This window comes from Ohtaekwangia kribbensis (assembly GCF_042676245.1).
In the GTDB taxonomy this organism is placed as follows: domain Bacteria; phylum Bacteroidota; class Bacteroidia; order Cytophagales; family Cyclobacteriaceae; genus Ohtaekwangia; species Ohtaekwangia kribbensis.
Genome location: NZ_JBHTKA010000001.1, coordinates 1892152 through 1907639 on the forward strand (window position 1 = coordinate 1892152; position 15488 = coordinate 1907639).

A 15488-nucleotide genomic window follows, 5' to 3' on the forward strand; every position below is an offset into this window, starting at 1 on the left:
CTGTAAATGGACTTAGAAACATTTCGAATTTTGCGCGATATATCGGTATACTCAATCCTGATACCGTTAGCTGTATTTATCTTCGCGCGAAACAGAAAAAAATTACCAACAGGTATATGGCTGCTCGGTGCACTCCTGCTCGCATCCGGATTGTCTGACATGCTATGCCTGTTGCTTTATAAGTACTTCGGTATAAATCCCAATACTATCGTTAGTATATACCTGTGTGTACAATTCATTTTATTAAGCAGTATTTATCGTACAGCCTTTAGTGTACCGTCCTATAAAAAGATCATCTCCGTAACAGGTGTGCTGTTTGCAATCTTTGCGGTGATCAACCTGTTTTTTATTCAAGGCGTTACAGGGTTCAACACAAACCTGTTTACGATTTCAAGCATTGTGTTTGTACTTTATTCGATATTCTATTTCTACAGGCTCATTCGCGAACTGCCTGAGCCCTTCATCGAGCGCATGTATATGTTCTGGATCAACACTGCTGTGTTTATATACTTTGGTCTGAATCTGTTCCTCTTTGTTACGGTAGACCGGCTTATTCTGAAAGCCGACAATCAGTTCCTGCTATCGTGGGGGTTGCATAATGGGTCCAACGCCTTGAAGAATGTTATCTTCACCATTGCGCTCTACGTTTCATCACTGGATAAAAAAATGCTGGACAATTTGTAAAGCGCGTGCTTTATCGAAAAAGCTGCGCCTCACACGCAGCCAGACGGCCGCATCCTTTTACAACGGAGTACCTACTGGCCGGAACAGGGAACGCAGATCCGTTTAATTTTTTATTAATTCTCCGTTACCGGCAATTCATGATTGTACATTTTACATTTAATAAGCCGGTTGTTAATCTGTTGAAATCAATACAAATGTAAGCTTCACACATTTTTCATCATGCTGAATAATACATGATTAAACATCTACTTTACAACTAGCTGTTCTGCAAGCTGATACAACGTTATGGCTACACGAAATTGAAGTCCGCATGCAGCATATTCACATATGCTGTTTCTCAATGGAATCTTTCATTGATTTATTATCATAGGTTGTTGTGCATATTGTATAGAGATCATTCTTCGATAACGTTACAACATTTACTACGTGCACTTTTATTTTTTAGGATAGAAATGCACATTTGCTGCACTCAAACCCTTTTAATCATTATGAGCAACATAAGTTTATTTAAACAGCCGTACGCAGAAATTTATTTGAATAAATCGAATAATATTCTCGTAGCAAAGTGGATCGGTTTTCTGAAGCCGGAAGATGTTCGCACGGGTTGTTCTTACATGACCAAGTATATCAAAGAAAATGATATTACCGGTCACCTCAGCGACCACCGCCAGTTGAAAGTGCTTTCAAAAGAAGTTCAGGATTATCTCACCCGCGAGTGGTTTCCGGAAGTAGAGAAAGTCGGATTGCGCAAAGTAGGTGCCGTGGTTGCCGAAGATGTTTTTGCTGCTGCCACGGTAAACAAAGTAAACAAGGAAGGACAAGTAGGAAACCTGAGCATTAACATGTTCAACTCCGAAACAGATTGTGTGAAATGGATTCTTAGCTGAGAGCCCCATGCACAACACCAGTCTTATAGTACAACAATGGCTTAGAAACAGCGAAAGCATTCTCGCACTCGATCCGTTGAATTTTGACGAGAAGCTTCCCGTGTTACACGAACTTAACCGCGCAGCTGACACGAACGAGATCATTCAGTTGCTATACCGGTCGCTTCCTATACCGGATACGCTGGATCGTTATTCGTACGATGAATCTATAGCAGCTATGCGCGATCTGGGTATATTTATCGGTATACTGAAGAAACATGGTATAGAACCGGTAGCGGTTATTCCTGAACTGGAATATGTATTGTTGGTGCTAATGGTAAAAACTGATTTACCACCACGCGATACTTTGCTTCATTATACCGTGTGGAACCCGGATGGTGATCGCATGCGAACCTATACTGGTCTGCGCGATGAAAGATGTCTCATTGAAAGTGTAAAGATTGCCATGCCGCAGTTGATGGAGGCCATTACACAAATGGAAATACTCCACAACCGTGAACTAGACATAGCATCGTTTGTACGTATTTGCAGCGAAGTGCGCGAAAAGATGGAGGCCATGGTGAAAGGAATCGTTCACGCCAAGCGTAATGTATCGCCTGCTATATTTGCCAATGAACTGCGCTTTTATTACGATCCGATAAAAGTTGATTACAACAAAGACTACATCGGCCCTGGTGCCGTGGAGATGCCTATGTTTGTATTCGATCATTTACTCTGGAGCAGCGACTCAACGGATGCTGAATATACTTCTTTCAAAGAAGGGTATTTACCGTACAACCTGCACTTCATCCGCGATATATATAATCGCTTTAAAGGTAAACCTTCGCTCCTTTCAGTAATTGAACAAAATATACAGGAACGGCCTTCTTCTGAAAATTACAGAGCTGCACAGGCTGTACTCGAGCTGTGTACGATATTAAAAAGCTTCCGCATGCCACATAAGAAACTCGCGGAAGAAGCTTATGCGCATGGTGAAGAACACAACCGCAGCAAAGGCAGCGGAGGGTATTCCACTAATATACTGCAGCACATTCTGAAACTTCAGAACGAAAAGGTAGGAGCTTTCCAGGAAAGTCTTACGCGTGCAAAAGTAAGAGTATAAAGAACTGTTGCACGCTATAAATTAGTAAGTACAAAAAAACTCAGACAGAATAGCCTGAGTTTTTTTGTTTTTATATATCCATGTATAGTCCTTTTCGCCATCATCGTTTTGTGTCGGCAATTAAAGATTAACGGATAACTATCAACGGATAACACCCCCCTCATGGATTTGCCACCGGAGTATAGATGCCACGATCTGCAGTAATATTCAATCGCCTTAACATTTCTGCAGCATCAAAGCCCTGCTTTCTGTATTCTGCCTGCACGGCATCTTTTGCCTTGGCAAGGGCTTCACGATTTTCCCATAGGGCTACCGTTACACAAATTAAATTACCCTGATCATCTGTATACTCGTAAGCTGCATCTTCAATAAAGCCTGGAAGCGTTTTAATGAAGCTTCGGTTTATATTCATTCGCTCATAGAATTCCTGCCGGGCAGGGGCAGGTATCAGAAACTTGTCAATAAAGCTAACGCGGTCTTTTGATTGTCTGCGTTGGAGCACCGCTATATCTGCCGGTAATACATCAAGCTGTTGCAGAAACGTAAAGCGATCGGTTTGTATTTGCGTTGCCGTTACTTTACCATCTTCCAGTTCATAAATACCCATTCCCTTAACTGACACTTTATTACCGGTAGGCGGTATATTTTGAAACGGTCCCTTGTGCGTACCTTCTATTCTCCACCGGACAACCACACGATCGCCTTCACCAATAAGTTCTTCAATATGCCATTGCGCATCCGGAAATGCTTTGATCACGGCTGTTACCGGGCCGTTAAAACTATCTGCACCATTGGCGCCATCAATGCCGGTATATGTATCAGCAATAAAATCGTGCAGCAATGCTATATTTCGTTTGTTCAACGACTCTTCATAAATTTTACGAACTACCTCCTTGTTATGCTGAATGGAAGACATGGCATTGTTTGTTTTAGTTTTCGGATTATGATTTATTTTTCCCTGTGCTACACTCAGCACGGTGGTTAGCAGTAAAGCCGCCATCAGGCATAGCCCCGCTTTCGGATTGTTATTTGCGTTCATCGTTCCTGTTATTTTTTATCAAAATTAGCCGGCAGTGAAAACGCAGAATTGTAAAAAATCATTGATTTAACCTGGCAGGAAAATACCGGAGAGATAGAGGGTGATCACTCATCTTTCAAATAAAAAATCCTCCGGCTATTCACCGAAGGATTTCCTGTAATGATGACCAATGTCTATAAGGAGGTTAAATCCTATACTTAATCAATAATATAATAGCCGCTATACCTTTTTAATCCACCACATCCCTGACCCTGCCAGTATCTGATATAACCTTCCGTTTACTTTTCTAAAGGTTCGTTCGATACGCCAGGTGCCGTGAAAGATATCATCCTTCCATAACATACCGGTATAGAAAATTTCCGGATGCGCTTCATCACCAACAAAGAGATTGCCGCTTTCATCATAGCCGAATGTTTTCGGATACAGTTTTACAAAGAATAACGAGTTGTCTTTGGCAAGGCCGTACACATTGGCTGGCATGGTAATATTGCTGATAGCAGAATCGTCTTGCCACACCCCCTCAAGCCCACCGCTCATTCCCATCACTCCCGACTGTCTGATACTCAAGGTAAAAGGTATAGTAACTTGCTGGAACGGAACTTTACAGTATTCATCATAAACGTATTCGCCCTGCCATATTCCTTCTATCATGATCACTTGTTTGGTTTAGCTTATGCTAAGGTAACAGTATATCTGATAAACGTCTACTAATGATTAAACATTCATAGTCATCATACTTCATACAACCACTAAAGTATACCCTATATTTCGGGTATACATGCCGGCTATGAAAACAAATGCCACTGTGTATTATAGCGCTGTACTACCCAGGCACGCTGAAAAGCCAATTAATAAAACAAGACCTGCGCTCAACAGAAATGCTTGTGCCTGTGGATTTTTCTGAATGAAAAAGATAATAGCTACCAATACGCTGATCGCTACATGAACACCTACAGCAAAAGCCGAAAACACCAACACGGCAAGTTGACGTTCCTGACCTACTGACGTAATATTGATTAATACCATGTACGCCAACATAATACATAAGTTAATGCCTACAATTTTCTTAATATTGCTCATAGCTATAGTATTTCTTCGCGAAGCAGTTTCAGTTTCTCATTAAACTCGGGGCGGTAAAACAAATTCATGGTTTCGAATGGTATTATTTTACCCGATGTATCAACAATATGAACACATGATTTCTTGATTGCCCTCACATCAAAATCATACGCATCCATAAAGTTCATGATAATAACTCTGAACAAATTATTATAGGAGAACTCCGGTGCTATAATGTCAGGCAGGCAACATAGTAAATGATGAAAATCATTTTCAAGTGAATCAATGGAATTAGCGGTGCTGAACATTTTCGTCACATGACCATGCAACTTCTCATCCTGTTCATATACGATGGTGTTGCGCGAATTATTCAACAAGAATTCCGGATCAATAAGTCGGGTAAGTCCGTGTACACCTGCATCCGTCTTCAGTGCATAGCCCATTACCAGCGCATCCGGATTGCACGGCACCGGTATAAGATCATTGGGTTGAAACACCGCAGTCTGCTCCAGTATCTTTCGTCTGATCTCTGTATTGGTTAAACGGTTTACTGCAGGATCGAAATGTTCCAATCTTCCGCTCACTTGCGTAGGCTGAAACGTAACACCCCTTACACAACGTTGCTGCAAAGCATAGTCGATTGTCTTACCAATCTCATGGTCGTTCAACCCTTTCTGCAATGTTACCACCAGCGTGGTTGACAAGTTCAGTGCATTTAATGTTGCTATAGCTTTCTCGCGAACTGCACGCATATCCTTACCACGCAGCTGCTGCAAGGCATGCTCTTCGAAAGAATCAAATTGCAGGTATATTTCGAAGTCGGGCATGTACGATGCAAGCCGTGCTGCAAAGGCAGGATCGGATGCTATACGAATTCCATTGGTATTTACCATCAGGTGTTTGATGGGGCGTGCCTTGGCCATATCCAGTATGGTAAAGAAGTCGGGATGTATAGTCGGTTCACCTCCGCTGATCTGTACAACATCCGGCTCACCTTCACTCCTCACAATAGCATCGAGCATAAACTCAATCTCTTCCAGCGTGCGGTGTCTTCCATGTGTAGGTGACGAACTTGCATAGCATGTAGGGCAGGTAAGATTGCACCGGTCTGTAATTTCAATTAGTGTGAGACAGGAATGCTGCTCGTGATCCGGACAAATACCACAGTCGTACGGACATCCATAATGTGTTGCCGTATGCGGACGCAGCGGATATTCGGATGCCTTGTTATAATTTCGAATCTGCTTATAGTATTGAATATCATCTGCGATCAATACTTTCTGCGAACCATGTTCACGGCATCGCTTGGTAAGGAATACTTTTTCGTCTTCGAAAATAATTTTGGCATCAATCTGCCGATGGCACACCGTACAAAGGCTAACGGTATAGTCGTAGTAAATATAGTTTCGTTTATTGTTCATGCATGGCAAGTTTACCGGGATTATAAAACAAAAGTGCAAGGGTGCGATAGTAATACACTAGTCCACCGAGGCACGCCAGTTGTATCGTTGTCAGCGACCACACCAGGGGGTGGACAGGCTTTATAAATTCAAGTATGAAACGAAACATGAGGTACGCAATCATAAATAGTTTAAATCGCACACCCATGGCCAGCAGGGTATATTTCTCAAGGCTATAGAGGGAGAACCAGAGCAACATCAAAAATAAGATTTCATACAGCGCCACCGGGTGTCTCAATATACCATCGCCCAGATCCATCGCCCAGGGAAGTGATGATGCTATACCAAATGTTGGTTCATATATACCGGCCGAGAAGCATCCTAAACGACCTATAATCATCGCCAGTATAAGCGGGTATGTAAACATATCGCCCGATGATGACTTTTCTTTTAAAAACATTTTAGTAATCTCCACAAACAGCAAACCTCCCAGCAAGCCCCCCACAATAGTCTTGTTCGCATAGAAATATAGCCACGGGTTGTCGGCCCGTGCCCATGCCTGCGGATCTTCGAGCGAACCGAGGAGGCGCGAAAAAAGAAAGGCACCGAAAGCAGCACCGATAATGATCCAGATACGATTCGATTCAGGAATCGGGTCTGACTGTTTACGCTTGAGGTATAGGAAGTACCGGAAGCCGATAATAAAGGCCAGCGTCTCTAATATAAAATGAGCACTGACACGAACATTGCCGAATCCGATTTCTACAGGGTACTTCATTGAGGTGGAGATGAGTATGGGTTGTTACTTTCAAGATATACAGAATACTCGAAAATCGCGCTATGGCGAATTAAGAATCCAGAAGTAAGGAGGAAGGAGTAAGAAGCTGCTTTCGAAACAGAGAGGAGATCTTCGTTTTTGAAGATAACAATAGACTGACGAATTCAAATTTGGAATGAATCGCTCTTTTTATAGTTTGCATCAAATTACTCAAGGCGTCTGATTTTAGGGTATAGAGACCAGGGGGCTTACTGATCAAACAAACACATCCAGCCTAATATACATACCCAATAACGGGCTATTGCAAATCCTCTCTTTCGTTCTGACTGGTCTTATCAAAAGTATTCCAAATAATTATAATACCTAATTAAAAGGTATACAAAAACATTCATAACTAATCCTTAATTATTTACGCATCACAAGACTGTATAAAAATTTACTGTATTCATACATCTAACAATTGCCCTAACGATTAATACATAATTTTGACGATTGTATATATCTATAAGTAGTATTAATCGCTATCGTTTGAGAAGTATGAGAATTGAGTACCGGATATTTCTGCTAATATTTTGCCTGGCATATTTTACGGGCACAAGAGTATCAGCGCAAGTAAACGCCTATGCAAAAGTCACAGCTATCTCGGGCAAAGTACTAACCTTATCGAATGTAACGGAAACCTTTCACACTTTTGAAGATGGCAACAGGATTATCATTATGCAAATGCAGGATGATGTCATTGGTGATGTTACCAACGCATCTACTTTCGGATCATTGGGCTCCATTAAATCTGCCGGTATATATGAAGTAGCTACAATCGCATCACACACTGAAAGCTCCGGGCTTCCCAGCACAATAACACTTAATGCAACTCTCAGTAATACGTTTAATATAGGCACAAATTCCTCTGTACAGATTATATCGTTCAGACTCTATGGTAATCCGGATTATACTACAACTGCAAACATGACTGCCATGGATTGGAATGGAAATGTTGGTGGCGTGCTTGCTATGGAAGTATCAGGCACACTCACCCTGGCTCATAACCTCACCGCCAATGAGGCCGGGTTTATTGGCGGCACACGCTCGGGAATAGGTAATAGTGTAATATGTGATGCATCCACATGGATTACCAGCAACAATGCGGCGTCCGGTAGAAAAGGAGAAAGTATATATAAGATAACATCGACAGGCTATATTTATGGTCGTGCTAAAGATCTTAACGGTGGCGGTGGAGGTAATTTGCATAATGCCGGAGGTGGCGGTGGCGGAAACTATACTACGGGAGGTGACGGTGGCCCTGGATATTTATGTGAGTCAACTCCTGTAGGAGGCCAGGGGGGTATATCGTTAAGCACAAGTATAAGTGCCAGTCGCGTCTTTATGGGAGGTGGCGGTGGCGGTGGCCAGCAAAACAACAGTACTGCAACTGCCGGTGCAGATGGAGGCGGCATTATTCTTATTAACGCTAAACAGATAACTACCACTGGCGCGTGTGGAACCGTTACAATATCCGCCAACGGTGGTGGTGGCACAGCCGCAAATACCTCTGGCAATGATGGAGCCGGAGGAGGAGGTGCAGGAGGAAGTATAGTGCTTGCCGTTAAGACTTTTAATATAGCATCAGGCTGTACATTAACCGTAGCCGCCAACGGAGGAAGCGGAGGAACTGTAAACGACTCCCGATCGCACGGAGGTGGCGGTGGTGGTGGCCAGGGCGTTGTAATATACTCGTCAGCACAGCCCACAACAAATATAACGACCACCACGGCCAGTGGAACAGGTGGCTGCAATGAAAACACTTGTACTACACGCGCAAGCACAGCCAGCGGTACAGCAAACTCCGGCATTATAGGCAGTGCAGGCAATACACCACTACCTGTTTCATTACTATATTTTAAAGGATTGAACAATGAGCAAACACATGCCATTGAATTGCATTGGGCAACGGCTACGGAGATCAACAACGATTATTTTACCCTGGAGCGCTCGGCCAATGGTGAAGAATTTATAACGATCGGCACCGTAAAAGGAAGTGGAACATCACAACTTACAAACAAATATCAATTTACAGATGACGGAGCAAAGGCGGGAGTATATTACTATCGACTCTCGCAGACCGATCTGGATGGCACCACAGTCCGCTTCAAAGTTATACGGATTGAATTCGATGGACCGGCAGAACCATTTGCATCTGTATATCCGAATCCTGTTAACCAGGACGATGATGTTACAGTCGACCTGATTGATGTTCCGGATGGCGCATATACCATCACTATTCTCGATCCGCAAGGTATCCAGGTAGCACAAACAAAGTTGCAAGTGTCTCAATCCGGATCGGCAACCCTCCGGCTAAGCGCATTGCTGAGTGGAGTATATATAGTCAGAATTACATCTGCAGCCTGGTCAGCAAACCGAAAACTCGTTATTCACTAACGTTTTCGGGACAATCACCAACTGCTGTCTAATCCACAAGCAGTACAACACACTATATAGTATAGATAATAATAATGAGCGGGTCGCACCGGATGATGCGACCCGCTTTTTCATTCTATTCAATTATCATCACATTTTTTAAAAAATTTAAAAAAAAGCAAGTTTTGTTTGTGGGGTAATACTTTAAAACTAATTTTGTCTATCGATTTAGTAGATAATCAATTCCCACCAGATTGATTTTATACAGAAGAAGGGAGAGAATAGGCTCGATGATCTTCTAGCAACCTGTCATCCACCACTGATAAGGTGCTAACTCCTACCAATATAAAATTGGAACTATAAAATTTGAATTACATGAAAACCAAAGAGATGTTTATTCATCGGGAAGACAGCTATAGGCTGCACAAAAATTTTTCTTCGCCTACATTTATCGGCTACAGCTGTTGTTGCCGTTGTTGATTCTCAAATCATTCTATACTGTCCTGAGTGCAGTGTAGTCTCTATACATGGCTTTCGGATGCACGAATATCAGCAGGCATATTGGTGGTACGTCTGTAGATAAAGGTGCATTCCGTAGCCGCCTATTTTCCTTTACGCATTCACTACATCTTACTAATTACACAATTATGAAATCATTCATTTCAGTAATAGCTTTCTATTTTCTGATACTTTCGGCCAGTGCCGCCTGGGCACAACAAGCACCTGCAAACAAAGTCGTTGTAACGGGTGTACGATTCGCATATCCTTTAGTGGAAAAATGGATTAAAGACTATAAAGAAGTTAATCCACAGACCGAAATTATTATTGAGTCTCGCACTACAACCGATCCTGCTAAATATGATTTACTTATTGAAGCATACGAGCCGGAGCCTGCTGTAAAAGAGACTCGCGAGTATTTATACCTTGCCCGCTATGCCGTTGTACCGATAGCCAACGCTAACTCCGCTTTCGCTAAAACATATCGTGAAAAAGGACTTACCAACGACCTGATCAAACAGATATACTTTCACGATATTCTGGCCGACAAATCAGATGCAAAAACAATTAAAGCACCTTTCACGATATATACCCGCTTACAGAAAGCAGGTGCTCCCACCACCTTTGCACAACACTTTGATTACACGCAACAGAATATTAAAGGGAAAGCCATTGCCGGAGCCGATGAACACCTGATCAAAGCATTGCAAAAAGACTCTACCGCTATATCCTATAGCACACCATCTTTATTATACGACCTAAAGACACGCCACCTGGTGCCGGGTGTAGCGGTTATACCGGTTGATCTCGATGGCAACAACAAGATCAACGAGCGCGAAAGAATATATAGTGACCTTGATACAGCATTGAAGGCATTGGAGGAAGAAGATGTAAAGAATGTTCCAATCGGTCATCTGCATATCTCGATCAGTAAAATCAATGAACGTCCGGAGGCATTAAAGTTTCTCCTCTGGATACTCCAGAACAGCCAGGACGATCTACACGATTTCGGATACCTGAAACCTGACCAGAAACGCTTCGACCAGGAGAAAGAAAAATTTGAACAGCGCGCGCTGAAGTAAACACCTGCCATACTCCAACACAATCCTAACATGAAAAGATATATACTCTTTATATTTCTTGCTTTGCCTTTTACAACGGTTTATGCACAAGATCTTATAAACGGAACTATAAAAGATGATACCGGCCAGCCATTACCTGGCGCCACCGTATTTATTAAAGGTACTTCGGTACATGCCGTTGCCGATGCTGACGGCAATTTTACCATTGCTGCCGGAAAAGTATTTCCGTTTACCATACAGGTAAACAGTGTAGGCTACCAGACGCAGGAAATTGAAATCTATGAACTGACCGGAGAAGCCGCAGAAGTAGTACTCAAAAGCGATAATATACTCGATGCCGTTGTTGTAGTCGGGTATGGTACGCAAAAGAAAAGTGAATTAACAGGTGCTATAGCATCGGTGTCTGAAACTATACTCAAGCAACCGATCAGTTCCGTAGACCGTGCCCTCAACGGTGCCGCACCGGGTGTACAGGTTACACAAACTTCCGGACAACCGGGTGGTGGTGTAAGCATTCGCATTCGCGGAGGAAGTTCGATACAAGGTGGTAACGAACCGCTATATGTAATTGATGGATACCCGGTATATAACAACGCTGTGAGTACAGGTGCAGTAACCGGTGCCAGTATAAATCCGCTGTCGAGTATAAACCCCGCTGACATTGAATCGATCGATATTCTGAAAGACGCTTCTTCAACCGCGATCTACGGTTCACGCGGTGCGAATGGTGTTATTATCATCACCACAAAAAAAGGAAAGGCAGATCAGAACATCATTACATACGATGTAAGCTATGGTGTACAAACGCTGCGCAAAAAGATAGACTTACTCAACGCCAAGCAATTTGCATCACTTCGTAACGATGCACTCTATGATACAACACCGGCCAACGGAAGATTTCAATACCTGACACAAGAACAGATCGATCAGCTCGGAGAGGGAACGGACTGGCAGGACGAAGCTTTTCGAAGTGCAGCGGTGCAGAACCACCAGCTCTCGTTATCCGGGGGAACCCAAAAGACCCGCTATGCTATATCTGGAAATTATTTTAACCAGGATGGCATAATTCGTAGCACTGACTTTGAACGTTACAGTGCGCGCGTGAATATAGACACCCGGCCAACCGATCGCCTTACATTTGGCCTCAACTTTACCGGGAGTAAAAGCAATGCTAATATAGCACCCAACGGAATAGTAAGTGCATTGCTTACGATGCCCCCCACAGCTACGATTTATGAACCGGACGGAAGCTATACACTACGCAATCCATTTGAAAATATATTCTCAAACCCGATCGCATCCCTGAACGAACAAATCAACAAGACAAAGTCTACGCGCTTGCTCGGAACAGCTTTTGGCGAATATACTTTGCTGGATGGTCTGACATTAAAAGTGCTCTTCGGAACCGACATTACCGACACCAAAGACGAAAACTATATACCGAGTACTATATATGAAGGTGTTACTACCAACGGAGCTGCTTCCATTGGTATATTCAACGCATCATCGTGGTTAAATGAAAATACATTAACCTACACCAAAGACTTCGGTGATCATTCCGTAAATATACTGGCCGGTTTTACCCAGCAGGAATATACAGCTGACATTGTGCGAACCGGTGCTACAAACTTTGTAACAGACAATGTTACCTATAACAGTTTGCAGGACGGAGCTGTAACAACGCGTCCGTACTCCAACAACACGGCATGGGCACTCCTCTCCTACCTTGGCAGGGCCAACTATAACTATGCACACAAATATTATTTAACAGCCAGCATTCGTACCGATGGTTCATCGCGCTTTGGCAAAAATAACAAGTGGGGATACTTCCCTTCGGCTGCTGTATCATGGAAGATCAGTGAAGAGAATTTCTTTGATGGACTTTCATCCGCGATCAGCGATCTGAAAATACGTGCCAGCTACGGAGCTACCGGTAACCAGGAGATTGGTGAATATCAATCGCTCGCCACCCTGCGCAGTATTACCTATCTCTTTGGCGACAATCTTGTAACCGGGTTTACTCCCAACGGTATTGCAAACAGCGACCTGGGATGGGAAACGACCAACCAGTTTGATGCTGGTATAGATATAGGACTCCTGAACAACCGAGTAAGTGTTACACTGGACGGATACTATAAGAAGACAAAAAACCTATTGTTGAATGTTGAAATTCCGTGGACAAGCGGTCAGGCTACGTCCCTGCAAAATTATGGAGCGGTCGAAAACAAAGGTATAGAACTCGGCATCAACACAAGTAACCTCGAAGGCGCTCTCACCTGGACTACCAATATTAACTTCTCGCTGAACCGGAACAAAGTTGTAAGTATAGGTGGAGGAAGTGATTCTTACCTGAGTGGAAACTATATCGTAAAAGTTGGTCAACCGTTGGGAACTTACTATGGAACGGTAACAGATGGTATCCTGCAAACCGGTGAAGAAGCAACCAAAGGTAAATATACCGGCAATGCCACACCGAAGGCTGGTGACCGCTTGTATAAAGATGTTAGTGGTGACAGTCAGTTCACAACTGCATTGGACAGAACCATTATAGGAAGTGCGCAACCTGACTTCATGTTTGGTATCACCAACAATTTTACGTGGAAAGGTTTTGATCTATCGTTCTTCTTCCAAGGTGTTGTTGGTAATGAAATCCTGAATGGTAATAAACAAACTCTGGAGTTGTTCAACGGTCAGCAGAATGCATCAACCTCGGCATTGGATCGCTGGACCGAGAGCAATCCAAGCAACACGATTCCCCGCGCTAAGCTTGACCCGGCTCCTGTATTTTCCGATCGGTTGATTGAAGACGGATCGTTTGTGCGACTGAAAAGTCTGAGCCTCGGATATATTGTTCCCAGACAACTCATTGAAAGGATAAGACTGTCCAATTTACGCATCTATGTTATCGGACAGAATTTACTTACCTGGACGAAATATACCGGCTTCGATCCGGAAGTAACCTCCGGGAACAACACGGTATCACAGGGAACAGACACCGGTATATATCCGGTATCCCGCACCATCAGCGCTGGTCTGAGCGTAACCTTCTGATTTCACTCTATAATTAAATCAACAATGAAAAATATACTACGCATCGCGATCTTGTCAGGTACCCTCACAGCCTGCGTATCGCTGGATGAAGATCCTCAATCATTCGTTACCTCCGATCAATTCTATAAAACAGACGAGCAGGCGGTTGCTGCTGTCAATGCCGGCTATCGCAAACTTTATGAGACAGGACAATCGCTTTACAATAGTTTATTTCAGATCGGAGTAGAAATGGCCACCGATGATTATGCAGCCGGACCACGTGCCCGCAATGCGCATGTGCGTGCTATATCCGGGTTAACGCACGATCCGCTGAACGATCGCATGGAACAACTCTGGAAGCAAAGCTATGATGCTATCAATGTATCCAATATAGCGGTCGATCGCATTGCATTGATCAGTGCTACAGAAATTGATGAGACACTCCGCGCACGCCTCATCAACGAAGCAAAATTCTTACGGGCACTTCATTACTTTAACCTGGTGCGTTGGTTTGGAGATGTACCGATTGTGTTGCACGAAACAACGTCACTCACTGCGGAGAACCTATATGTAGAGAAATCTCCGGAAGAGCTGGTGTATCAACAGATCATTCAGGACCTCACCGATGCCGAAGCATTGCCGGCTAATTATACCGCCAGTGATGCAGGAAGAGCAACGTCCGGAGCAGCCAAAAGCCTGCTGTCCAAAGTATACCTCACACACAAAGAATGGAAGAAAGCTGCTGACAAGAGTAAAGAAGTAATTGACAGCAACACGTATGAACTGTTCGATAACTTTGCCGATGTATTCAACGTGGCTACTAAAAACGGGAAGGAGCATATCTTCTCGGCACAATTCAAAGGTTACTTCAATTACCAGGGGAATAGCCTCGCGAGTCGGTCCGCCCCGTACGAACCACCCGGGGTAAATGGCGACTATGCAGATATGCTCAATAAACCCGGTAAATTATATGAGAGCTTTGATGACATTGATGAACGAAAAGCCGTAACTTTTGTAACACAAATGATTAGTCCCACCAATGGGCAACTTTATACTTTTGAGCCACACCTGTATAAATATTATGATCAGGCAGCGGTAGGATCGCAAAGCAACTCTTCCAAAAATCTTCCGATCATCCGCTATGCAGAAGTCCTGCTCATTTATGCAGAAGCATTGAATGAAGATAATCATGGTCCAACAACCGAAGCGTATTGGGCCATTGACAAAGTACGGAACCGTGCCGGCATAGCCAAACTTGCTGATACTTATCCTTCCCTGAATGAAAGTGAGTTTCGCGATTCGGTTTTCCAGGAGCGAAGAAAAGAGCTGGTATATGAATATCAGCGTTGGTTCGACCTGGTGAGAAGAGGTGCAGACTACTATATAGCAACATTGCACGCTGCGGGAAAAACAAACGCTGCACCGCGACATATACATTTCCCAACACCACAGCGGGAAATAAATCTGAACCCGAAACTAAAGCAACATCCTGACTGGGTTAACTATTGATTTTC

12 protein-coding genes and 1 riboswitch are annotated in these 15488 nt (G+C 43.4%); of the genes, 7 read left to right on the forward strand and 5 right to left on the reverse strand.

The features are described 5' to 3' along the window. Positions 1-6 precede the first annotated feature (6 nt). The 3 genes from ACFQ21_RS07575 to ACFQ21_RS07585 all read left to right on the forward strand — a co-directional run bounded on the left by ACFQ21_RS07575 (position 7) and on the right by ACFQ21_RS07585 (position 2673). Positions 7-684, forward strand: coding sequence for a hypothetical protein (locus tag ACFQ21_RS07575; RefSeq protein WP_377577113.1), 678 nt, complete (start codon positions 7-9; stop codon positions 682-684). Between the two features lie 488 nt (positions 685-1172). Continuing rightward, positions 1173-1571: a hypothetical protein gene (locus tag ACFQ21_RS07580; RefSeq protein WP_377577116.1), complete on the forward strand. Its 399-nt coding sequence runs from the start codon at positions 1173-1175 to the stop codon at positions 1569-1571. A gap of 7 nt (positions 1572-1578) precedes the next feature. Then, positions 1579-2673, forward strand: a complete 1095-nt coding sequence (locus ACFQ21_RS07585) for a monodechloroaminopyrrolnitrin synthase PrnB family protein (protein ID WP_377577119.1) — start codon at positions 1579-1581, stop codon at positions 2671-2673. Between the two features lie 160 nt (positions 2674-2833). Here ACFQ21_RS07585 and ACFQ21_RS07590 read toward each other — a convergent pair whose 3' ends face one another. The 5 genes from ACFQ21_RS07590 to ACFQ21_RS07610 form a co-directional block, all read right to left on the reverse strand. Then, positions 2834-3712: an ester cyclase gene (locus ACFQ21_RS07590; RefSeq protein ID WP_377577122.1), complete on the reverse strand. Its 879-nt coding sequence runs from the start codon at positions 3710-3712 to the stop codon at positions 2834-2836. 219 nt (positions 3713-3931) lie between these two features. Further along, positions 3932-4363: a hypothetical protein gene (locus ACFQ21_RS07595; protein ID WP_377577125.1), complete on the reverse strand. Its 432-nt coding sequence runs from the start codon at positions 4361-4363 to the stop codon at positions 3932-3934. A 159-nt stretch (positions 4364-4522) separates the two neighbouring features. Further along, positions 4523-4792: a hypothetical protein gene (locus tag ACFQ21_RS07600; RefSeq protein ID WP_377577127.1), complete on the reverse strand. Its 270-nt coding sequence runs from the start codon at positions 4790-4792 to the stop codon at positions 4523-4525. Between the two features lie 2 nt (positions 4793-4794). Next, positions 4795-6192, reverse strand: a complete 1398-nt coding sequence (locus ACFQ21_RS07605; protein ID WP_377577129.1) for a radical SAM protein — start codon at positions 6190-6192, stop codon at positions 4795-4797. Beyond that, complete coding sequence (locus tag ACFQ21_RS07610) at positions 6182-6949, reverse strand: prolipoprotein diacylglyceryl transferase (protein ID WP_377577131.1); 768 nt, start codon at positions 6947-6949, stop codon at positions 6182-6184. Before ACFQ21_RS07610 ends, ACFQ21_RS07605 begins: the two co-directional genes overlap by 11 nt. 537 nt (positions 6950-7486) lie before the next feature. Between ACFQ21_RS07610 and ACFQ21_RS07615 the strand changes: the two genes are divergently transcribed. The 4 genes from ACFQ21_RS07615 (at position 7487) to ACFQ21_RS07630 (ending at position 15483) form a co-directional block, all read left to right on the forward strand. Beyond that, positions 7487-9385: a T9SS type A sorting domain-containing protein gene (locus tag ACFQ21_RS07615; protein WP_377577134.1), complete on the forward strand. Its 1899-nt coding sequence runs from the start codon at positions 7487-7489 to the stop codon at positions 9383-9385. A 236-nt stretch (positions 9386-9621) separates the two neighbouring features. Beyond that, positions 9622-9730, forward strand: a riboswitch (SAM riboswitch). 281 nt (positions 9731-10011) lie between these two features. Then, complete coding sequence (locus tag ACFQ21_RS07620) at positions 10012-10944, forward strand: hypothetical protein (protein WP_377577136.1); 933 nt, start codon at positions 10012-10014, stop codon at positions 10942-10944. 30 nt (positions 10945-10974) lie between these two features. Beyond that, positions 10975-13995, forward strand: coding sequence for a SusC/RagA family TonB-linked outer membrane protein (locus ACFQ21_RS07625; RefSeq protein ID WP_377577139.1), 3021 nt, complete (start codon positions 10975-10977; stop codon positions 13993-13995). 24 nt (positions 13996-14019) lie between these two features. Further along, the gene (locus ACFQ21_RS07630; protein WP_377577142.1) at positions 14020-15483 is read left to right on the forward strand and encodes a RagB/SusD family nutrient uptake outer membrane protein; all 1464 of its coding nucleotides are present in this window, start codon (positions 14020-14022) and stop codon (positions 15481-15483) included. Positions 15484-15488: the final 5 nt, after the last annotated feature.